Source organism: Mesorhizobium sp. P2_F5 (genome assembly GCF_056403715.1).
The window spans coordinates 18,446-38,437 of record NZ_JBFUEY010000036.1 but is presented as its reverse complement, the minus strand read 5'-3'; the positions used below and the strand labels follow the sequence as shown (position 1 = coordinate 38,437).

Annotated in this window: 18 protein-coding genes; 11 read left to right on the top strand and 7 right to left on the bottom strand. The window is 62.5% G+C overall.

Annotated features, from left to right (window positions below):
* Positions 1 to 100: 100 nt before the first annotated feature.
* Positions 101 to 1,423 (bottom strand): DUF3422 family protein, encoded by a 1,323-nt coding sequence (locus AC1DYO_RS30325; protein ID WP_477268104.1) that lies wholly within the window; start codon positions 1,421 to 1,423, stop codon positions 101 to 103.
* Positions 1,424 to 1,743: 320 nt separating this feature from the next.
* Between AC1DYO_RS30325 and AC1DYO_RS30320 the strand changes: the two genes are divergently transcribed.
* Genes AC1DYO_RS30320 through AC1DYO_RS30310 form a run of 3 tightly spaced genes read left to right on the top strand, consistent with a single transcriptional unit; the run spans position 1,744 to position 4,515 of the window.
* Complete coding sequence (locus AC1DYO_RS30320) at positions 1,744 to 2,541, top strand: FCD domain-containing protein (RefSeq protein WP_477268102.1); 798 nt, start codon at positions 1,744 to 1,746, stop codon at positions 2,539 to 2,541.
* A 13-nt stretch (positions 2,542 to 2,554) separates the two neighbouring features.
* Positions 2,555 to 3,691: an alpha-hydroxy acid oxidase gene (locus AC1DYO_RS30315; protein ID WP_477268100.1), complete on the top strand. Its 1,137-nt coding sequence runs from the start codon at positions 2,555 to 2,557 to the stop codon at positions 3,689 to 3,691.
* 56 nt (positions 3,692 to 3,747) lie between these two features.
* Positions 3,748 to 4,515 (top strand): metallophosphoesterase family protein, encoded by a 768-nt coding sequence (locus tag AC1DYO_RS30310; protein ID WP_477268099.1) that lies wholly within the window; start codon positions 3,748 to 3,750, stop codon positions 4,513 to 4,515.
* On the opposite strand, the gene AC1DYO_RS30305 is transcribed toward AC1DYO_RS30310, so the two are convergent.
* Together AC1DYO_RS30305 and AC1DYO_RS30300 are read right to left on the bottom strand one after the other, a co-directional pair.
* Entirely contained in the window at positions 4,512 to 4,652 is a 141-nt protein-coding gene (locus AC1DYO_RS30305; RefSeq protein WP_006206855.1) for a hypothetical protein, read from the bottom strand. The two genes, AC1DYO_RS30310 and AC1DYO_RS30305, sit on opposite strands and share 4 nt — an antisense overlap.
* 284 nt (positions 4,653 to 4,936) lie before the next feature.
* The gene (locus AC1DYO_RS30300; RefSeq protein WP_477268105.1) at positions 4,937 to 5,635 is read right to left on the bottom strand and encodes a type 1 glutamine amidotransferase; all 699 of its coding nucleotides are present in this window, start codon (positions 5,633 to 5,635) and stop codon (positions 4,937 to 4,939) included.
* Between the two features lie 85 nt (positions 5,636 to 5,720).
* Between AC1DYO_RS30300 and AC1DYO_RS30295 the strand changes: the two genes are divergently transcribed.
* The 5 genes from AC1DYO_RS30295 (at position 5,721) to AC1DYO_RS30275 (ending at position 10,290) form a co-directional block, all read left to right on the top strand.
* The gene (locus tag AC1DYO_RS30295; RefSeq protein WP_477268098.1) at positions 5,721 to 6,368 is read left to right on the top strand and encodes a hypothetical protein; all 648 of its coding nucleotides are present in this window, start codon (positions 5,721 to 5,723) and stop codon (positions 6,366 to 6,368) included.
* A gap of 31 nt (positions 6,369 to 6,399) precedes the next feature.
* Positions 6,400 to 7,134: a 16S rRNA (uracil(1498)-N(3))-methyltransferase gene (locus tag AC1DYO_RS30290; RefSeq protein ID WP_477268096.1), complete on the top strand. Its 735-nt coding sequence runs from the start codon at positions 6,400 to 6,402 to the stop codon at positions 7,132 to 7,134.
* Positions 7,135 to 7,277: 143 nt separating this feature from the next.
* Complete coding sequence (locus tag AC1DYO_RS30285; protein WP_477268094.1) at positions 7,278 to 8,651, top strand: glutamate--cysteine ligase; 1,374 nt, start codon at positions 7,278 to 7,280, stop codon at positions 8,649 to 8,651.
* Between the two features lie 90 nt (positions 8,652 to 8,741).
* Entirely contained in the window at positions 8,742 to 9,803 is a 1,062-nt protein-coding gene (locus AC1DYO_RS30280) for a DUF937 domain-containing protein (protein WP_477268092.1), read from the top strand.
* 262 nt (positions 9,804 to 10,065) lie between these two features.
* A complete protein-coding gene (locus AC1DYO_RS30275) occupies positions 10,066 to 10,290 on the top strand; it encodes a type II toxin-antitoxin system HicB family antitoxin (protein ID WP_477268090.1) in 225 nt (74 codons plus the stop codon).
* Between the two features lie 138 nt (positions 10,291 to 10,428).
* Here the strand turns inward: AC1DYO_RS30275 and AC1DYO_RS30270 are convergent, their stop codons facing one another.
* Complete coding sequence (locus AC1DYO_RS30270; protein ID WP_477268088.1) at positions 10,429 to 10,719, bottom strand: DUF1127 domain-containing protein; 291 nt, start codon at positions 10,717 to 10,719, stop codon at positions 10,429 to 10,431.
* Positions 10,720 to 10,897: 178 nt separating this feature from the next.
* Between AC1DYO_RS30270 and AC1DYO_RS30265 the strand changes: the two genes are divergently transcribed.
* The 3 genes from AC1DYO_RS30265 to AC1DYO_RS30255 all read left to right on the top strand — a co-directional run bounded on the left by AC1DYO_RS30265 (position 10,898) and on the right by AC1DYO_RS30255 (position 15,320).
* Positions 10,898 to 11,854, top strand: a complete 957-nt coding sequence (locus AC1DYO_RS30265) for a LysR substrate-binding domain-containing protein (protein WP_477268087.1) — start codon at positions 10,898 to 10,900, stop codon at positions 11,852 to 11,854.
* A gap of 603 nt (positions 11,855 to 12,457) precedes the next feature.
* Positions 12,458 to 14,068, top strand: coding sequence for an exodeoxyribonuclease VII large subunit (xseA, locus tag AC1DYO_RS30260; RefSeq protein WP_477268085.1), 1,611 nt, complete (start codon positions 12,458 to 12,460; stop codon positions 14,066 to 14,068).
* Between the two features lie 133 nt (positions 14,069 to 14,201).
* Positions 14,202 to 15,320 carry a DmpA family aminopeptidase gene (locus AC1DYO_RS30255; RefSeq protein WP_477268083.1) on the top strand — a complete coding sequence of 373 codons (1,119 nt, stop codon included), beginning with the start codon at positions 14,202 to 14,204 and terminating at the stop codon, positions 15,318 to 15,320.
* Between the two features lie 117 nt (positions 15,321 to 15,437).
* Here AC1DYO_RS30255 and AC1DYO_RS30250 read toward each other — a convergent pair whose 3' ends face one another.
* The 3 genes from AC1DYO_RS30250 to AC1DYO_RS30240 all read right to left on the bottom strand — a co-directional run bounded on the left by AC1DYO_RS30250 (position 15,438) and on the right by AC1DYO_RS30240 (position 19,803).
* Entirely contained in the window at positions 15,438 to 15,692 is a 255-nt protein-coding gene (locus tag AC1DYO_RS30250) for a DUF768 domain-containing protein (protein WP_181055432.1), read from the bottom strand.
* Positions 15,693 to 16,699: 1,007 nt separating this feature from the next.
* On the bottom strand, positions 16,700 to 18,046 hold the full coding sequence (locus AC1DYO_RS30245; RefSeq protein WP_477268081.1) for an HlyD family type I secretion periplasmic adaptor subunit: 1,347 nt from the start codon (positions 18,044 to 18,046) through the stop codon (positions 16,700 to 16,702).
* Positions 18,043 to 19,803 (bottom strand): type I secretion system permease/ATPase, encoded by a 1,761-nt coding sequence (locus AC1DYO_RS30240; RefSeq protein WP_477268079.1) that lies wholly within the window; start codon positions 19,801 to 19,803, stop codon positions 18,043 to 18,045. The genes AC1DYO_RS30245 and AC1DYO_RS30240 overlap by 4 nt, the downstream gene beginning before the upstream one ends.
* Between the last annotated feature and the right edge of the window lie 189 nt (positions 19,804 to 19,992).

Here is a 19,992-nt window from a genome sequence, read left to right as displayed (position 1 = left end):
GAGCGCCGACGTCTTCTTCCGTCGCGAAAAGAGGCTAGCGCTTCACGCGATGCGACCCCCTCTGTCGCCTTTGGCGACATCTCCCCCTCAAGGGGGGAGATTACTCGCCCGGATGTTTCGCCGGCTCGGAATGCATCCGCCGCACGCGGCGTACACCCCACCAGACCAGCAGGATGGCGACCGGCACCGCGGCGGCGGTGACGACTTCAGGCGCAAAGGCATGGCCGAAGATCGAGGCGCCCTTGGCGAGATAGGAGATCAAGCCGACGACATAGTAGGAGACGGCGGCGACGGAGAGGCCTTCCACCGTCTGCTGCAGGCGCAGTTGCAGCCGGGCGCGATTGTTCATCGAGGCCAGCAAATCGCGGTTCTGCTTTTCAACCTCGACATCGACCCAGGTGCGCAGCAGCGTGGTGGCGCGGGTGAGTTTTCGCGACAGGTTGGCCTGGCGCTCCTCGACCGAACGGCAGGTGCGCATGGCCGGTGCTACGCGGCGCTGCAGGAAGCCGCCCCACGTGTCGTAACCAGGCACCGCCTCTTCCTCCAGCGCCTCAAGCCGCTCGACAACGATGCCGTCATAGGCGCGGCTGGCGCCGAAGCGATAGAGGCTGGAGGCGGCATCGGCCTCGAGTTCGGCGGCAAGCTCGGTCAGGTCGGCGAGCAGCGTCTGGCTGTCGCGGGTCTCGGTCACCTTCATTTCCAGCGTGGTCTGCGCCAGCCGGTCTTCGATGCGGCGGGCGCGTCCGGACAACGTCAGCGCCAGCGGCAGGCCGAGCATGGCGAGCGTGCGGTAAGTCTCGACGTCGATCAGCCGCTGCGACAGCGCGCCGGTCCGCGCCGGCGTGAGGCCGCGATCCAGAACAAGGATGCGGGTCAGGCCGTCGCCATCCTGGCGAAAGTCGGTGATGATTGCCGCGTTGCCGCGCTCGACCAGCGAATAGCACAGGCTGGTCGGGTCGAAGCCGACGATCAGCTTCTCGCTTGCCTGCGTCCATTTGCGGATTTCGAGCCTTATCCCGGAAATAACCGTTCCGGGCGGCGAAAAGCCGTTGCCGAAGGGAGAGTCCTCCTGCGCCCTGTTGCTTTCGGCAAGCGGCCCTTCCCACAGATAGGTCGAGAATTCGGTGTGCCGCTCCCAGCGCAGCGTGCCCTTGCCCCATTTCATGGCGTGGTGGCGGGCATGGCGGTCGGGTGCGGCGATGCCGAGGCGCCGCGACAGTTCGGAGAGCACGGCCATGTCGACGCCGGAGCCGCCCTCGGTCATGAAGGCAAGCTGCACCAGCACGCGCGGCTTGTCGATCAGCGGATGCGGCCGGGCATGGACCTCGCCAAGCGCGCCGGGCCGCCCCTCATGCGCGGGGAAGCCCATCACGCTGCCCTGGGCGCGCGGCTGGAATTCGAGGTTGGACGTCTCGTCCGACACGGCTGGTCCCCCTGTTCTCGACCCTTCGTGTTGTCGCGTCCTCTTGAGACAATCGAAGAGGCGCGTAAACAGCAAAGTTTAGCCGATGCGATTTCGCCAGCGCGGTGCGGAAAGCGACCGCGCCGTGCGAATTGGATAAATAATTTGACCAGTTGGCGACACTGGCTTTAATCTGCGCGACACAAGAGCCGGATGATTTCAGATCGAATTGACCTGAAATCATCCGACTCTCGATCGAAGAAGTAGAGCATGATGTCGTCCCGAAAACCGCTTCACACTTTTCGGCATCATGCTCCAGGCAGGATTTCCCAGGCGCCCCGTTGAGCGATATTTTCTCCAGGATCGAGCATTCGCGCACCGCCGACGAGGTGGTGCAGCAGATTGAAAGCCTGATCCTTGAAGGCGTGCTGCGCACTGGCGACCGGCTGCCCAGCGAGCGTGAGCTGGCGCGCCAGTTCGACGTGTCGCGGCCGATCCTGCGCGATGCGCTGAAGGCACTGGAGGGGCGCGGGCTGTTGACCACCAAGGCCGGCGGCGGCACCCATGTCGCCGATGTCATCGGCCAATTGTTCACCAAGCCGGTGACCGACCTCATCTCCATGCACCGCAAGGCCGTGACCGACTATCTGGAATACCGCCGCGAGATCGAAGGCGTCGCGGCCGAATATGCGGCGCGGCGCGCGACACCAGACGACATTGCGCTGCTCGACCGCATCATGGCGCGCATGGACGAGGCGCATCGCACCGGCGATTTCGACGACGAGGCGGAGATCGACGTCGAGTTCCACCACGCTGTCTGCGAATGCGCGCACAACATCATCCTCCTGCACACGTTACGCTCCTGCTACCGGCTGTTGTCGGAAGGCGTGTTCCAGAACCGACTTCTGGTGTTCACCGTGCCCGGCGCCCGCGAGGCGCTGCTTGCCCAGCACCGGGCGATCTACAAAGCGGTGAAGGCCGGCGATCCCTCAGCTGCCCGCCAGGCGGCGATGGACCACATCTCCTATGTCGAGCGCTCGATGCTCGAGGCCGAACGCAGCGGCGACTGGCAGCGCGTGTCGCGGCTCAGGCTCAAGCAGCGCTCCGACGCCGGCGACGGCTTGAAGACGACAGGCTAACGAGGGACTACCCATGAGCGATATCCTCACCATTGGCGATCTCAAGGATCTGGCGCGCCGGCGGGTGCCGAAGATGTTCTTCGACTATGCCGATTCCGGTGCCTGGACCGAAAGCACCTACCGCGCCAACGAGGAAGACTTCCAGAAGATAAAATTCCGTCAGCGCGTGCTGGTCGACATGAGCAACCGCTCGCTGGAATCGACCATGATCGGGCAGACCGTGGCGATGCCGGTGGCGCTTGCCCCGACGGGCCTGACAGGCATGCAGCATGCCGATGGCGAGATGCTGGCGGCGCAAGCGGCGGAAGAATTCGGCGTGCCGTTCACGCTGTCGACGATGAGCATCTGCTCGATCGAGGATGTCGCCTCGGTGACGAAGAAACCGTTCTGGTTTCAGCTCTACGTGCTGCGCGACAAGGATTTCGTGCTCAACCTGATCGACAGGGCGAAGGCGGCGAAATGCTCGGCGCTGGTGCTGACGCTCGACCTGCAGATCCTGGGACAGCGCCACAAGGATATCCGCAACGGGCTGTCTGCGCCGCCCAAGATGACGCTCGCCAACATTGCCAACATTGCCATGCGGCCGCGTTGGCTGATGGGCATTGCCGGCACCAAGCGACGTACCTTCCGCAACATTGTCGGCCATGCCAAGGGCGTCGGCGACGTCTCGTCGCTGGGCTCGTGGACAAACGAGCAGTTCGACCCGCAGCTGTCGTGGAAGGACGTCGCCTGGATCAAGGAACGCTGGGGCGGCAAGCTGATCCTGAAGGGCATTCTCGACAAGGAGGACGCGCTGATGGCGGTCAAGACCGGCGCCGACGCCATTGTCGTTTCCAACCATGGCGGGCGGCAGCTTGACGGTGCATCGTCGTCGATCATGGCGCTGGAAGAAATCGCCGATGCCGTCGGCGACAGGATCGAGGTGCATATGGATGGCGGCATCCGCTCGGGCCAGGACGTGCTCAAGGCACTCTGCCTCGGCGCCAAGGGCACCTATATCGGCCGTCCCTTCCTGTATGGCCTCGGCGCCATGGGCAAGGAAGGGGTGACCCTGGCGCTGGAGATCATCCGCAAGGAGATGGACATCACGCTGGCACTGTGCGGCAAGCGCCTGGTGACAGACATGGGCAAGGGCCAGTTGCGGCGATAGGGTCTTGTTCACCGATTGGCCCTAGCCTCGCTGGGATCACGGAGACGACGCCAGCCTTGACCGAGACCGGCATCCATTACCTCGACGCACGCGCGCCCAACGGCATGCGCCTTTATGCGATCGGCGACGTGCATGGCCGGCACGACTTGCTCGCAGCCATGCACCGCCGCATCGAGAGCGAGCTCGAATACAAGCCGGCCGCCGACTGGCGCATCGTCCACCTCGGCGACTATGTCGACCGCGGGCCAGACTCCAAGGGCGTCATCGATTTCCTGATCGCGGCGCAAAAGCGCGATCCGCGCAATTTGATGCTGGCCGGCAACCACGATATCGGCTTCCTCGATTTTCTCGACGTACCCGACCCGGATGGACTGTTCATGCGCTATGGCGGCGTGCAGACAGCGCAGTCCTATGGCGTTGACCTGACGGGGGACGCAAGCTGGTTCGGCAAGGCCGAGGCGGTACGGCGGGGACACCAGGCACTGGTCAATGCTGTGCCGCAAGCCCATGTCGACTTCTTGCAGTCGCTGCAATTGTCACTGATATCAGGCGATTTCTTCTTCTGCCATGCCGGCATCAGGCCTGACGTGCCGCTGGAAAGCCAGAGCCCGCAGGATCTGGTCTGGATACGCGACGTCTTCCACAACCATCCAGGGCTTTACCCGAAGGTGATCGTGCACGGCCACACACCGGTGCCGGAGGCCGAGGTGATGCCGAACCGCGTCAATGTCGACACGCTCGCCTGGCAGTCAGGCATGCTCAGCGCGCTCGCCGTAGACGGCGCGGACAAGCGTATCCTGACTGTACAGGGAAAAGCGTTTTAGCGGAGCGCGGCGGTGACGCCGTAGCCGTCGACGGCTTGATGGTTGTTGGCTGCATCGGCGGAATATATGCCGAGACCGCACAGCACGATTGCAGACAGCATGACAAAGGACAAAAGCGCTGCTTTCACGGACGTCATCTCTTGTTGAGCTTCCTGCATCTGGGCACGAGGCGGTTACCAATGCGTTGAAACGGAGAATTCGTCTCAAAGTTTCGACGATTTCACGCTTGTAGGTCGATTCTGTATCGGCGGTGTGTCGCGCGGATCACACAGAAGGTTCATCGCGGTTGCATTGCCGATGCAGAGCGCGCGCCTTGTAGGATAGCGTTCGGCCACAAACCAAGGATGAAAGATGTTGTCCCCGGCGGATTCGCCGCCGCGTGCCAATTATGCAACGGCTGGCTTCCGCCCAGCGGTCAGGCTCAGATCGTTGCCACCCAGGCGCGGGCAATGGCGAGGCCGGCGGCATCGGCGTCCGCGCCGTTGCAGGCCATTTCGCCATCGAGCCGGTCGTGCCAGTCGGGATGGCGCTCCGCAATGAGCGGTGCGAAGGATGTGCTCCAGTCCTTCACCATCGGCCGGTCGGCCTCGAAATGGAACTGGAAGCCGTAGACGGCGCGGCCGATGCGGAATGCCTGGTTCTCGGCAATTTCGCTGCCCGCGAGCCGCACCGCATTTTCAGGCAGTGCGAAGGTGTCGTCGTGCCATTCGAAGATGGGGAAATCCTGGGGGAGTGCTGCGAGCACGGGATCGGTCCTGGCGTCCGGCGTCAGCGACACCTTGTGCCAGCCGAATTCCGAGGCGCCGCCGATCTTGTTCTCGCCGCCGAAGGTGCGGGCAACCAGCTGGCTGCCGAGGCAGATGCCGAGCACGGAGCGATCCTTGGCGGCGAAATCGCGGGTCAGTTCGAGCAGCGCCGGAAAATAGGGATAGTCATCGTCGGCCAGCGCGTTCTGGCCACCGCCCAGCATCACCATGGCATCGTGCCCGGTCGCGTCGTCCGGCAGCGGATCGCCCTTGTAGGGTCGGCGCAGGTCGAGATCGGCGCCGGCTTCGGCAAGCGCCGCACCGACCTGACCGAGGCCGGTATTGTCGTAATTCTGGACCACCAGCACCCGCATCGCAAACCCTGCTGACATGAAATGACACGACGAGCGATATCATGTCGTCTGCATTGCAGCCAAGATGTGCATTCGGGAGAGAGCTATGCCACTGCAAAACCGGGTCGATCCGTTCGGCGCTATACATGCCGTGCCGGAACGCGGGCTGTTCACCGGCAATCGCGGCATCATCCACGACCCGGAGACGAAGACGCTGCTGAAAAAGCGCTGGGCCCTCCCTGCCTGGATCATCTGTGTCTGCAAGCTCCGCAATGTGCGGCGCGAGCCGATGGGCCGCAATCGGCCGGAGGGCAAGGCCGGCTGGACCGAGCTGTTCTTCCTCGACGAGGTGACGGCACTGGCAGCCGGGCACCGGCCCTGTTTCTACTGCCGGCGTGAGCGAGCCACGGATTTTGTCAGCCGCTTCAGCAAAGCCTTCGGCGTAACCGAGCCGCGCGCGCCAATGGTCGACAAGCGCCTGCACAAGGAGAGGTTGGCTTCGGGCGGCAAGCCACCTGATGTCACCGTGGAAGAGCTTGCCGGATTGCCGGATGGAGCGATGATCGCAGATGGCGGCACCGCATACGCGCTGCGCGGCGGCAAGGCGCTGTCCTGGTCGTTCGCGGGCTATGGCATTCCGGCGGCCTTCGACACCCTTCGCGGGCGGCCACTGCGCCTGCTCACACCGGCCACGACCGTTTCGGTGTTGCGGCAGGGCTTTGAACCGGTGTGGCATCCTTCCGCCGAGGCTTGACGCCAGGCACCGCCTCGCCCATTCCTCGGCGATGCGCGCCAATTACAAGATGCAGCGGCTGTTCGTGCCGGACGATCTCGCAGCAGGTATCGAATTCGATGCCGGCCAGCAGCAGAGTCATTATTTGATGCATGTGCTGCGACTTGGCGAAGGCGCCGAGATCCTGGTCTTTAACGGCCGCGACGGCGAGTGGTCGGCGGCGATCGCCGCCAAGTCGAAGAAGGCGGTGCGGCTGAAGGTGCTGGCCTCGCAGAGGCCGCAGCCGCCGCTGCCCGATCTGATCTATTGCTTCGCGCCGCTGAAGCAAGGCCGGCTCGACTATCTCGTGCAGAAGGCGGTGGAGATGGGCGCCGGCATCCTGCAGCCGGTGATCACCCAGCACACGCAAGTTGCAAAGCCCTCCATCGACCGTCTGCGCGCCAATGTCGTCGAGGCAGCCGAACAATGCGGCATACTGGCGGTGCCGGAAATGCGAGAAGCGGAAAAATTCGAGCGCCTGCTCTCCGGCTGGGACAAGGAACGGCGGCTGATCTTCTGCGACGAGGACGCCTMGACCAACAATCCTTTGCCGGCGCTGCGGGCGATCAAGGAAAAGAAGCTTGGGCTGCTGGTCGGACCGGAAGGCGGATTTTCCGAGGAGGAGCGCAAGATGCTGCGCGCCCTGCCCTTCGTCACCTCCATTCCGCTCGGACCACGCATCCTGCGCGCCGATACGGCGGCGGTGGCTGCGTTTGCCGTGATGCAGGCAACGATCGGAGACTGGTGAGACTTCGCCTATTGCAAGGGACGGGCGCGGCGGTCACGTTCAATTCCTGTTGACCTGTGGCTCAGGATTTTTCGCTTGATCGTCTACTGACATTTCGTCCATCTAGCGCCGGCGGTCTTCCGAGAGCCGCAGAGGGGGCCCCAATGGCGCGCGATACTACCGATTTCCGACCGATCGAAGACTTCGACGAACTGGTCGAGCATCTGGCCGAAGGCAACAAGCCGCGCGACAAGTGGCGCATCGGCACCGAGCACGAGAAGTTTCCCTTCTATGTCGACGGCAACGCGCCGGTGCCCTATGGCGGCGAGCGCGGCATCCGCGCCATCCTCGAAGGCATGCAGCACAAGCTCGGCTGGGATCCGATCATCGATGATGGCCGCATCATCGGCCTGGTCGAACCGACCGGACAGGGCGCCATCTCGCTGGAGCCGGGCGGCCAGTTCGAACTGTCGGGCGCGCCGCTGGAGTCGATCCATCAGACCTGCCGCGAGGGCAATGCCCATCTGGCGCAGGTGCGCGAGATCGCCGAGCCGATGGGCATCCGCTTCCTTGGCCTCGGCGGCAGCCCGAAATGGTCGCTGGCCGAGACGCCGAAAATGCCGAAATCGCGCTACGAGATCATGACCCGCTACATGCCCAAGGTCGGCACCAAGGGTCTCGACATGATGTACCGCACCTGTACCATCCAGGTGAACCTCGACTTCGAGAGCGAGGCCGACATGCGCCGCAAGATGCAGGTGTCGCTGAAATTGCAGCCGCTGTCGACAGCGCTGTTTGCCAACTCGCCGTTCACCGATAGCCGGCCGAACGGGCTGCAGAGCTGGCGCGGCGACATCTGGCGTGACACCGACAACCAGCGTTCGGGCCTGCTCGAATTCTGCTTCTCGCCCGAGTTCGGCTTTGCCGACTATGTCGAATGGGCGCTCGACGTGCCGATGTATTTCGTCATCCGCGACGGCCACTATCACGACATGACGCATATCACCTTCCGACAGTTCATGGCCGGCGCTGCCCGCAATGAGGTGCCGGACGGCCTGCCGACGATAGGCGATTGGGCGAACCATCTGTCGACGCTGTTTCCGGACGTACGGCTGAAGCGCTTCCTTGAAATGCGCGGCGCCGATGGCGGACCGTGGCGGCGCATCTGCGCGCTGCCGGCCTTCTGGGTCGGGCTGCTCTATGACGAGGCAGCACTCGACGCCGCCGAGGCGCTCACCTCGAGCTGGACCTATGAAGAAACGCTGGCGATGCGCAATGCGGTGCCGGAGCAAGGCATTTCCGCGCCCTTCCGCAACACCACGCTGCGCGAGATCGCCCGCGATGTGATGGCCATTTCACGCATGGGCCTGAAGAACCGCGGCAAGAAGAACCGCGACGGCTATGACGAGACCTCGTTCCTCAACACTTTGGACGAGGTGGTCGCGCGCGGCACCACCAGCGCCGAGGAAATGCTCTCAGCCTACCACACGCGCTGGGGCGGTTCGATCGAGCCGGTGTTCATGGAGTATGCGTATTAACTGCGCGCCTTGAGCAGCGGCAAAAGCCGCTTCAATCGAACATCGAAACGAACTAGGCTCTCCCTCGAGGATTTCCCGGAGGAGAAACCGATGCCCACCTTGTTCGACATATTGGCGCAGGCGCAGAACGGCAACGGCATGCAAGCGCTTGCCCAGCAGTACGGGCTTTCGATGCAGCAGACGCAGGCCGCGGTCGCCGCATTGCTGCCCGCTTTCTCGCAAGGGCTGCAGCGCAACACCGCGGACCCCTATGGGCTCGGCGCCTTCATGACGGCAATGGCAAGCGGCCAGCACGCCAAATATTTCGAGGACGCGACCAGGGCCTTCTCGCCGCAAGGCCTCAATGAGGGCAATGGCATTCTGGGTCATCTGTTCGGCTCGAAGGAGCTGTCGCGCGCCGTGGCCAGCCAGGCCGCGCAGGCGACCGGCGTCAGCCAGCAGATCCTGCAGCAGATGCTCCCGGCCATCGCCTCGATGGTGATGGGCGGACTGTTCAAGCAGACGACAGACCAGTTGATGGGGGGCCAGATGCAGGCCGCCGGCGGCTTCGGCGGTGGCAGCAATCCGCTCGGCGAGATCATCGAACAGATGATGCGACAGGCTGGCGGCGGCGCGCAGCCGGCGCCGCAGCCGGCACCCAATCCTTATGGCGAGAACCCGCTCGGCAAAGTGCTGCAGGACATGTTCGGCGGCGGCGCCCAACAGCCGCAAAGCCAGCCGCAGCCGGCGCCCAACCCCTACGGCGACAATCCACTCGGCAAGGTGCTGCAGGACATGTTCGGCGGTGGCGCGGCACAGCAGCCACAAGGCCGGACGCAACCGCAACAGACGCAGAGCCCTTACGGCGACAACCCGCTGGGCAAGATCTTCGAGGAGATGATGCGGCAAGGTGGTGGTGGCGGTTTCGGCCTGCCCGGTGGACAGCCAAGTGGGCAGCCGGCACCGCAGCAGCCGCAAGCACCCCAGCCGCGACAGGCGCCGCAGCAGCGCCAGGCGCCACAGCCGCAGACCAATCCGAGCGGCAGGCCACGCAACCCGTTCGACGATATTTTCGGCAAGATGTTCGAGACCGGCGCCCAACAGCGCGACGACTATCAGAAGGGCGTGGAAACGATCTTCGACCAGTTCAAGCGGGATATGGACCGGCGATAGTTGGCCGGCATTCGGGTCGATATCCTTATGGGCAAAAGACTCGAGCAGATGCGCCGCAACCCTCGTGGCGACTGGTCAATAGCGCATGTGAAAGCCGCGTGCGATGAGGCGGGCGTTCACTGTATGCCGCCGAGATCCGGTGGATCGCACTACAAGGTTTATCATCCGGCAATGACCGACATTCTGACCGTGCCTTTCAAACGCCCAATCAAACCCGTATATATTCGGAAACTCGTGGCATTCATCGACGAGGCGAAGAGACATGACGGACAGACTTGAATACCCGGTCGTCATCGCGCCGCTTGCTGCAGAAGACGGCGGCGGATTTTCTGCGTTTGTACCTGATTTGCCGGGCTGCATAAGTGACGGCGACACTCCTGAAGAAGCGATCGCGAACGTTCAAGATGCCATAGCGTCCTGGATAGAAGCCGCGAACGACCTTGGCAGGTCGATACCGAGGCCGTCACGAAAGCTGGCTTTCGCCTGATTTAAAAAGAAAAGCCCGATCCTGGGAGGACCGGGCCAGTGTGCAGGCTGGCCGGCGGGGATCCGGCAGGGAGTGGGGAGCCTGCTATACTCCTTGGTTGCCGCGAGCCTGAAAAAGGTTCACGGCAGCCGAAACAAATCACGCTACCTGGCGGGCGAGATTTTCGATCGTGTCGGCTCGATCGCTCGCGATCGAACGCAGCTTCACGGTCGGATCGGCGCCGAACGGCACATCGATGGCGACATGGAGGTCGGCGCGCGTCAGGCCGATGTCGGCGAGTTCGGCGTCCGACATCTCGCCAAGGCGATAGAAGGCGCGGCGATTTTTCCAGGCCTGGTAGGCGTTGAGGAGAGCGTTGGCCACGCGCGTCGCAACGGCCGGACGCGAGGTGATGCGCGAGGTCTCGGTGGCGAAATCGATCGTGGTCATGTCAGTCTCCTTTGGAGTCGAGCGGACGAAGCCGGGCAAACGGAGCCTGGGAAGGGCGCCGTTCCGGTCTCGATTCACATGCATTCATGTGGACAATTCGAATTTGCCATGACCTGATTGATTAATCCAACGAATGTTTCTAATCTTTAGCATCAATGCTAGTGATGGATTGGACCCGATGAAAGCGCCACTCGATCTCGACCAGTTGCAGACCTTCATCTCAATTGCCGATACCGGCAGCTTCACCCGCGCCGCGGAGGAAGTGCTTCGAACCCAGTCGGCGGTGTCGATGCAGATGCGCCGGCTCGAAGAGCGGATCGGCAAGCCGCTGTTCGAAAAAGACGGCCGCACCAACAGGCTGACCGAGGAAGGCGACAAGCTGCTCTCCTATGCGCGTCGCCTGCTTTATCTCAACCGCGAGACGCTGGCCGCCTTCGACGACCGGCGGCTTGAAGGCACCATCCGCATCGGCACGCCCGACGATTATGCCGACCGCTTCCTGCCCGAGATCATGGCGCGCTTCACACGCTCCAACCCGCGCGTCGAGCTGACTGTCATCTGCGAGCCGACGCCGGGGCTGGTCGAGCATATCAAGCGCGGCAACCTCGATCTGGCGTTGGTGACGCACAACGATACGCGCGGCCAGTCGGAAGTGGTACGGCGCGAACCGCTTCTGTGGGTCACCTCGGCCAACCATGCCACGCACGAACAGGAAGTGCTGCCGATGGCCTTCGGCCGACCGAATTGCATCTGGCGGCGTGCCGCCGTCGATGTGCTCGACGGGCAAAACCGCGACTATCGCATCCTGTTCACCAGCTTCTCGGCGACCGTTATCACCGCCGCGGTGCTGTCGGGCCTGGCGATTTCGGTGCTGCCTGAATGTGCGCTCAGGCCCGGCATGCGGGTGCTGGGCGAAGCCGACGGTTTCGGCGCCCTGCCCGATTGCCGCATCGGCATCATGCGCGGCCAGACCTCGCGGCCGGAGATCGTCGACGCGCTGGCGCGGCATATTTCGGAAAGCCTCGACAACATTTCCGTGCCGCTCGGCGAAGAGACGGGAAGCTTCGATTTCGCAGCGCTGGCCTTCGCCAAGATGAAGCGGAGCAAGCCAAACCAGATCCTGCCAGGCTGGTAGGGGGATCAGGCCGACGCGACCGCCTCTGTCGTTGCGTTGGCCGACGACACGCCGGGCAGCGCCAGCAATTGCGCCGGCTCCAGCGGCGGCGACAGCAGATAGCCCTGCAGCTGCCGGCAGCCCATGGCAACCAGCAGCGCCTTCTGCGCTTCGGAGCCAGAGCCGGGCCGGCCTTACGCACCAGCGTCAGGCCGGGCCATTCCTGGTCCCCGCCGATATAGCCGAGGATGACGCCGCGTGAATCGACGAGCGGAATGGCGGCTGAACCTACAGACTGCGACAGCCGCAGGAAATGCGCGCCTGCCAGCAGATATTTTTCGGCGATCCTGCCGATGACCGCCTCGTTGATGAGCTCCAGGGGAACCTGGAGATATTCACTGCCGGGCGTCTGGGTGACCCGATCCGAACTTGGCGCCAGCGGTGTGACGCTGAGAATGGCAGGCTGGCCGCTGAGCGAGACCAGTCAGGGTGACCTGGAACGTCAACGGGCTGCGTTGTGCGCGGGCGCTCATGCGTCCTCCTCGCGGCAAAGTCAATCAAGCCGGGCTTAAGATCAAGTTATGGAATCTTGACGCGGGGCGACAACAGCCGCTCAATCGGCCGATGAGCGACGAAGCATCCGAATCACGCACCAACGCCACCGAATACACGGTGAGCGAGATTTCCGGCGCGCTGAAGCGCACAGTCGAGGACGTCTTCGGCCATGTGCGGGTGCGCGGCGAAATCTCCGGCTATCGCGGGCCGCACTCTTCCGGCCATGCCTACTTCACGCTCAAGGACGACCGCGCGCGGCTAGATGCCGTGGTCTGGAAAGGCACGATGAGCCGGCTGAAATTCCGCCCCGAAGAGGGGATGGAGGTGATCGCCACCGGCAAGCTCACCACCTATCCCGGCAAATCCAACTACCAGATCGTCATCGACAATCTCGAGCCGGCTGGCGCCGGGGCGCTGATGGCGCTCTTGGAAGAGCGCAAGCGGCGGCTGCAGGCCGAGGGGTTGTTCGACGCCGGCCGCAAGCGGCGACTGCCCTTCATGCCGCGCACCATCGGCGTCGTCACCTCGCCGACCGGATCGGTGATCCGCGACATCATCCATCGCATCAAGGACCGCTTTCCGCTGCATGTGCTGGTCTGGCCGGTGCGAGTCCAGGGCGAGACGGCAGGCGCGGAAGTGACGGCCGCCGTCAACGGCTTCAACGCGCTGGCCTGGGATGGCGCGATCGCGCAGCCCGACCTTCTGATCGTAGCGCGCGGTGGCGGCAGCCTGGAGGATCTCTGGGGGTTCAACGATGAGGGCCTGGCGCGCGCGGTTGCCGCCTCACGCATTCCGGTGATTTCGGCCGTCGGCCACGAGACCGACTGGACGCTGATCGATCTCGTCGCCGACATGCGGGCGCCGACGCCGACTGGTGCCGCGGAGATCGCGGTGCCGGTGAAGGCAGATCTCGAAGCAGCACTTGCCAGTCTCGGCGCACGGCTCAAGGCGGCGGTCCTGCGCAATTTCGAACGCAAGCGGCAGGCCTCTCGTGCGGCCGCCCGCGCGCTGCCCTCGCCCGACCAGTTGCTGGCGTTGCCGCGCCGTCGCCTGGACGAGGCAACCAGCCGGCTCGGCCGAGCTCTGTCGGTCAGCATCGAGCGCAAGCGCACCAAGCTTCAGGGACAGCGGCTGACGCCGGCCACCCTGTCGCGACGCATCAACGAGGCCCGGACGCTGACCGGCCGCGATCTGGCGCGCGCGCAAGCAGCCTTTTTCGGCATCGTGCGCGAACGGCGCACCCGGTTTTCGCGCACCGCAAAGCGGCTGTCGCCGGCGCCGATCGCCAGGCGGCAGAAACTGCAGGCAGACGCGCTGGCCGCACTGACGCGCCGTCAGGATCAGGCGGTTTCGCGACGGCTGGACCGGCTGCGGGGACAATTGACCCAGGCCGACCGCTTGCTCGCAACGCTGTCGCACAAGGCAGTGCTGGCGCGCGGCTTCGCGCTGGTGAAAGACGCCGAAGGCGCAGTGATAAAGCTGGCGGCGGATGTAGCGCCAGGAGCAGCCCTGCAAATCGAGTTTGCCGATGGCACCACTGACGCCATTGCGACCGGTGGTATAGGGCAGCCGGAGGCAGTCGCCAAACAAACGGCAACGCCCCCAGCCAGCAAGCCGGCGACTGCCAAGCCAGCCGTCAGCAAACCAAAAGAACCGGGCAATCAGGGCTCGCTTTTCTAGGGCGTTTCATCGTTTCGCGGAAACGAGGAACCGCTCTATCTCTTTGTTTTGACGCAATTCCCAAGGGAAAGCGCTAAGAGCTTTTCCCGGGAAAATCGCTCACACTTTTCCTGGAATTGCTCTGGAGGACGGTATGACCGGACACGACCCGCATCTTCAAACGCCGGCCGGCAAGCCGCGCGCCCGTGCGTTCGGCATTGCCTTCGACGGCACGCCGGGCCGCTTCAATGCCATCACCGATGTGCCCGGCGTGGCCGTCGGTTATGCGACGCTGATCTCAGGCGATGGTCCGCTCAAAGTCGGCACAGGGCCGGTGCGCACCGGCGTCACCGCCATCCTGCCGCGACCGTTGGCGGAGCTCGCCACGCCGGTATTTGCCGGCGTGTTCAGCCAGAACGGCAATGGCGAGCTGACGGGCTCGCACATCATCGAGGAGGTCGGCGCCTTCAACCTGCCGGTGACCATCACCAACACGCATTCCTGCGGCGTCACCCGCGACGGCACGCTGCGCTGGATGCAGCGCGTGCTGCCGGCCGCGCTCGACAGCGGCTGGGGCCTGCCGGTGGCTGCAGAAACCTATGACGGCTTCCTCAACGACATCAACGGTCATCATGTCGGCTTCGAGCATGTCGAAGCCGCGCTCGACGGCGCCACCGGCGGAGCGATCGAGGAAGGCAGCGTCGGCGGTGGCACCGGCATGATCGCCTTCGGCTTCAAGGCCGGCTCCGGCACGGCGTCGCGCATCGTCGAATGGCAGGGCATCAGCCATACGGTCGGCGTGTTCGTGCAGGCGAATTTCGGCAAGCGGCGCAATTTCACCCTGCGCGGCGCGCGCGTCGGACCCGATCTGGTGGAGCCGGCGATCCGCGAAGGCACCCCCCATGCCGAAAAGGGCTCGATCATCGCCATCGTCGCCACCGACGCGCCCTTCCTGCCGCATCAGATGAAACGGCTGGCGCGGCGTGTGCCGCTCGGCATCGCCATGACCGGCGGCTTCGGCTACCACAGTTCGGGCGACATTTTCCTGGCCTTCACCACCGCCAATCCGCAAGCAGCACTTGCTCCATCAGGACAGACGGCCAGCGCCACTTACATCCCGGACGTCGATATCGACCCGTTCTTCGATGCAGTGGTGCAAAGCGTGGAAGAGGCGATCCTCAATGCGATGGTCGCCAATGAGGATATGAGCGGGCGCGACGACAATTTCGTGCCGGCACTACCGAAGGCCTGGCTGAAAGATCGGTTTGGGTAGAGCAATTCCAGGAAAGGTGTGAAGCGGTTTTCCCGGGAAAAGCGCGCAGCGCTTTCCCTTGGGAATTGCGTAAAAACAAAAGGGGCAGCGCCCGGGTCTCGCGGCCGGGCTGGACCATTATTCGGAAGTCTTGCCCGAATTCTCGTTGCTCTGGTCGGCCTCGGCCGCCTCTTCGAGCCGCGAGGCGATCAGTTCCTGGATGTCGCCGACCTCTTCCTGGATATCCTCCAGCGGGATGCCGACCTCGGCCGCCTTGGCGGCGCATTCCTTGGCGAGGGTCTCGGCCTGCTTCTCGATCTTCACCGGCGAGTGCTGGCAGTGGACCTTTTCACCGATCCACCCGCGCAAGAACTCGATCGCATGTTCACTCATACTGCTTTTCCCTGGCGGCTATGCCGGTTGGTAATCGTAAACGTCCGCACCCGGTAAAGGATGCATGCTGCCATTCGAACCGAGTCGGCTTCGCCCGGCAAGTTGATCTTGTCCAAGGTCCGAAGAGCCGAATGAAGGGAAGGGTTCAAGGAGCACGTTCTGATTGTTTGATAGAGTGGTACCGTTGGCTGGGATCGGCTTCGGTTCTACGCTATTGTTTTTACTATCTTTTTCCTGGTGTCGACAGCCGATTTGTATCACAATAGGTATCACAACGCGTAACACATTTTCTGCTGCTTCGTGGCACACAACCACAGGTACGCGGTCGAAGCCGCCGCTATATAGTGACATCATTATGCGATGTCGACTCTATCAGCTATCCTGCTTCTTTCCGCCGCGCTGTGTCAAACGTCATCCTCGTCCGGTACTGAGATTGGGTGGGCCCGGAGGACATCATATACATATTGATTTCATTGGCTTTTTCGTGGGCTAAAATCAGAAATCTTCCCGCATCGTTCCGGCTAGTTCCGCCGCCAGCGCATATCATCATGTCAGAAACGGCTTGCGGGATAGGAGATAATGACTGCAATTGGGGCCGGACTGGCAGCTTCTGGGAGTTGGCACCAAAGCTGATGTATCGTGCCGGGTGTGAATCATATCTGGGTTGAGCACCTTCTGTCGACGATGAGTGGCGCAGGACGACCTGACTGAGAGGGGTATCATCTGGCGGGGTCCAGAGCCTGCCTCAGCTCTTCAGCACTGGGCGACACGGCTCTGTCCGGCAGTCGACCGTTTTCCTTCAATGGTCGAAGCTGAAAGACGCTCAAACGCGTCCTGGATACCGACATGAAATTCCGTGATGACCAACTCCTTGCCATGATGTTCGGCGCGTATTCCTCGATGTGACCGATGCTTTTGCCCCGCTGCGAGAGAATTTTCTCCTCGCGAGCGAGAAGCGCGGCTTCATCGGTGATACCGTTTTGGAAGCTGAGGAGAGGCAGCCCGGCCTACCTCTCCCGGAAGGCGCGCTGGAACGAATCCACTAGGGGCTTGGTCAGATAAGCCAGAAACGTTCGTTCGCCGGTTGAAATGAATGTTTCGACCGGCATGCCTGGATAGATCTGCTCGGGCTTGACCTGGGGTGGCAGTTTGTCGGCCATCTTAAGCCGGACGGTGAAGTAGGGCAGTCCCGTGCTGGGTGTTATCAGCCGGTCCGCCGAAATGTAGAACACCTTTCCGGGCACTTTCGGCGTCGTGCGCGCATTGAGCGCCGTGAACATCATATTTGCGTCCTGCCCGACCCGAATTGAGTCGATGTCTTCGGGCTTTATCCTGGCCTCGACGATGAGCTCGTTCGTGGTCGGCAGAAGCTCCATCGCCACCTCCCCCGCACGGATGACGCTGCCTTCGGAATTGTAGAGCGATCGAACGATGATGCCGTCCACCGGCGCCCGGATCGTCGTCCGGTCCAGGACCGATCGGCCAGCGTTGATTTGTTCCTCGAGATCCGCGACCTGGGCCCGTGCCTTGTTCAATTCCGTAACGGCATCCTCGACCCGACTGGTTGTAAGCCGTTCAATCTGCTGACGCGCTTCCACAGTCTGCGTCGCCGAGCTAGCGATCTGCGCTTCCAGAGACCCTGCCTGGCCTACCAGCTCGGCGGTGCTGCGCAGCAGATCGGTGTATTCCGAACGATTTGTGAGTCCTTTTTCCAGCAGTTCTTTTTTTCGCTCCGTCTCCCCGTTGACGATCGCAATTTGATTTTCCGCTGCCTTCTTTTGAGCCCTTAGCCCGACAATCGCGTCCTGGAGGGCCATTACCCTTTGCTTCAGAATCCCCTGTTCTGCGGCATAGCGCGCCAACCGAGCCTGAAATTCCTTATTTTGCTCTCCGAAGACATCGCTGTATTCGGAAGCGTCTGAATAGGCTCCGAGATCGCTGGACAAGACAATTTTCTCGAGGCCGTCCCGCTCTGCCTCAAGCCGCGCAATGTCAGCTTTTTGGGCAACCCATTGCTTGAGAACGCGGTTGAGCTGCGACTGCGCTACCGTCGGATCGAGCACAATCAGGGCCTGGCCTCTTGAGACTCTGTCGCCCTCTCGGACCTTGATGCTGCTGACCACGCCTCCTTCGAGGTGCTGGATCATGACATTTTGCCCTGCTGCTGCTATCACGCCTGGCGCGATCGTTGCTCCTGCAATCGGTGCAGTGGCTGCCCAGAATCCGAAGCCGAGCAAGAAAAGGGCCACGCTTCCATACCCCGCCAGCGTGATCCGATCGGTGCGTGTATCGACGTCACGTTGCCAGCGATACGTATTGGCGCCCGTCTGGATGGTTTGGCTACGAACCGTCATTGGCGACCTTTATCTCCACGCGTGTAGGTGACGGGAAAAGGCACCACTCCTTCGTTGTCACGTGACTGGGAAGCTGCGGGCGCTGTGGCTTGGCCCTGTCGCTCGGCAAGTTTGTCGAGTACGGCCTTGGTCGAACCATCGATCTCGACCTGGCCATTGCGCAGCATAAGTATGCGATCGCATTTGGCTGCGAGGGAAGGCCGGTGGGTGATGACAAGCACGGTTGTTTTTCGTGAACGTGCCTGGATGATCGCGCGCTCGAGCGCGGCTTCGCCATAGGTGTCAAGATTTGCATTGGGCTCGTCGAGCACAAGGATCTTGGGATCGCCGTAAAAGGCGCGCGCAAGGCCAATGCGTTGACGCTCACCGCCTGAGAGACGAACGCCAGCGGGGCCGATCACAGTCGAGTATCCGTTCCTCTGCCCCAGGATGAGCTCATGTACCTGCGCCTGTTGGGCCGCCCGGACTAACTTTTCGTCAGGTGCGTCCGGTTCAAAGCGCGCAATGTTCTGGGCGATTGTTCCTGGAAAGAGCTCCACATCCTGCGGAAGGTAGCCCATATGCCGGCCGAGCTGCTCGGGATCCCAGTTTCGAATATCGCCGCCATCGATGCGGATCGCGCCAGAACGGGGTTGAATGGCACCGACGATAAGGCGCGCCAGCGTCGATTTTCCGGCCTGGCTCGGGCCGACGATGGCGACGGTTTCTCCAGCGGGCACCTCGAAGGTTACCCGCTTTATGAGCGGCAGCGCGCCGTCGGCCGATCCAGGAAGATGATAAACTATCTGATCCGCGCTCAACGCTCCTTCAGGGACGGGCAATGCTATGCTTTCCTGCTTGTCCGGTTCGGATCGGGAAGCCGAAAGCCTCTTCCATGCAAGATTGGCGTCGGTGATCTGCCGCCAGCTTCCAACGATTTGATCAAGAGGTTGCAAAGCGCGCGCGGAAATCATCGAGGACGCAAATATCATCCCGGCGGTCATCTCGTTGTGCAGAACCAGATAAGCGCCGACGCCCAGTATCGCGATTTGCAGTACCGATCGCGTGGTGCGAGATACACCGCCATAAAATGCGTTGATGCGAGCGAGCCCATCGGAGGCGTGCAGCGAGCCGGAAAAACGGGCGCCCCAGAACTCAATCGCGTTGGACACCATGCCGAGTGCACGGACCGTTTCGAAGTTTCGCGCGAAGGCCTGCGCCGAATTCATTGAGGCACTGAGATTCTCCGCCGCCTCGTTGCCGGGCCGCGAACTCGCGACCTGATTCAGCACGGCGATGGAAACCATGAGAACCGCTCCGATGACCGTTACAAGGAAGAGCAACGGGTGGATGAAATAGAGGAGGCCCACGAAGATCGGCCCGAAGGGAAGGTCGAAGAGAAAGAAAATGGTTCGTGAAGCGATGAACCCCCGCAGGGTGGCCAAGTCGCGTAAGGCCTGGACATCGCCGAGCGCAGCTCGGGGGCCGCTCATTGCGGCGAGAAAAGACGATGCACCAAACGCAACATCAAGCCGCGCGGCGAGCCGGCTCGCATATATCCCCCGAACGACTTCGAGCACTCCGAAGAGCAAGAGCGACGAAAGCGCGAGTAAGGTCAGGTAGGTGAGAGTGTCCAGATTGGCTGCAGGCAAAACCCGATCATATACCTGCAGCATGTAGAGGGGCAGGATTAACACCAGGGTGTTCATCACCGCGGAGAAGAGGCCCATTTCGACCACGCTTCTCGATAGCACCGTTCTGTTCGAATAACTGGGCATCCCGAACTTGCCCCTGCGACAAGCGATCATATTAGACAAGTTTTATATATCATGCGGATTTGTCACGCTATCGGTTGCGCATCTTTTGATGGCCATGGTGAAGACAGCCAGCGCAGCTGAGGCCTCACATCAGCCTCAGGCGCGCCACGTACCCGGCAGCGACATGCGCCTTGATGCTGGGCTAGACCT

Coding starts and splice junctions, on each gene's coding strand:
- AC1DYO_RS30315 (WP_477268100.1), top strand. CDS start 2,555: ATGAGCGATATCCTCACCATTGGCGATCTCAAGGATCTGGCGCGCCGG.
- AC1DYO_RS30305 (WP_006206855.1), bottom strand. CDS start 4,652: ATGACGTCCGTGAAAGCAGCGCTTTTGTCCTTTGTCATGCTGTCTGCA.
- AC1DYO_RS30300 (WP_477268105.1), bottom strand. CDS start 5,635: ATGCGGGTGCTGGTGGTCCAGAATTACGACAATACCGGCCTCGGTCAG.
- AC1DYO_RS30295 (WP_477268098.1), top strand. CDS start 5,721: ATGCCACTGCAAAACCGGGTCGATCCGTTCGGCGCTATACATGCCGTG.
- AC1DYO_RS30285 (WP_477268094.1), top strand. CDS start 7,278: ATGGCGCGCGATACTACCGATTTCCGACCGATCGAAGACTTCGACGAA.
- AC1DYO_RS30280 (WP_477268092.1), top strand. CDS start 8,742: ATGCCCACCTTGTTCGACATATTGGCGCAGGCGCAGAACGGCAACGGC.
- AC1DYO_RS30275 (WP_477268090.1), top strand. CDS start 10,066: ATGACGGACAGACTTGAATACCCGGTCGTCATCGCGCCGCTTGCTGCA.
- AC1DYO_RS30270 (WP_477268088.1), bottom strand. CDS start 10,719: ATGACCACGATCGATTTCGCCACCGAGACCTCGCGCATCACCTCGCGT.
- AC1DYO_RS30265 (WP_477268087.1), top strand. CDS start 10,898: ATGAAAGCGCCACTCGATCTCGACCAGTTGCAGACCTTCATCTCAATT.
- xseA (WP_477268085.1), top strand. CDS start 12,458: ATGAGCGACGAAGCATCCGAATCACGCACCAACGCCACCGAATACACG.
- AC1DYO_RS30255 (WP_477268083.1), top strand. CDS start 14,202: ATGACCGGACACGACCCGCATCTTCAAACGCCGGCCGGCAAGCCGCGC.
- AC1DYO_RS30250 (WP_181055432.1), bottom strand. CDS start 15,692: ATGAGTGAACATGCGATCGAGTTCTTGCGCGGGTGGATCGGTGAAAAG.
- AC1DYO_RS30245 (WP_477268081.1), bottom strand. CDS start 18,046: ATGACGGTTCGTAGCCAAACCATCCAGACGGGCGCCAATACGTATCGC.
- AC1DYO_RS30240 (WP_477268079.1), bottom strand. CDS start 19,803: ATGCCCAGTTATTCGAACAGAACGGTGCTATCGAGAAGCGTGGTCGAA.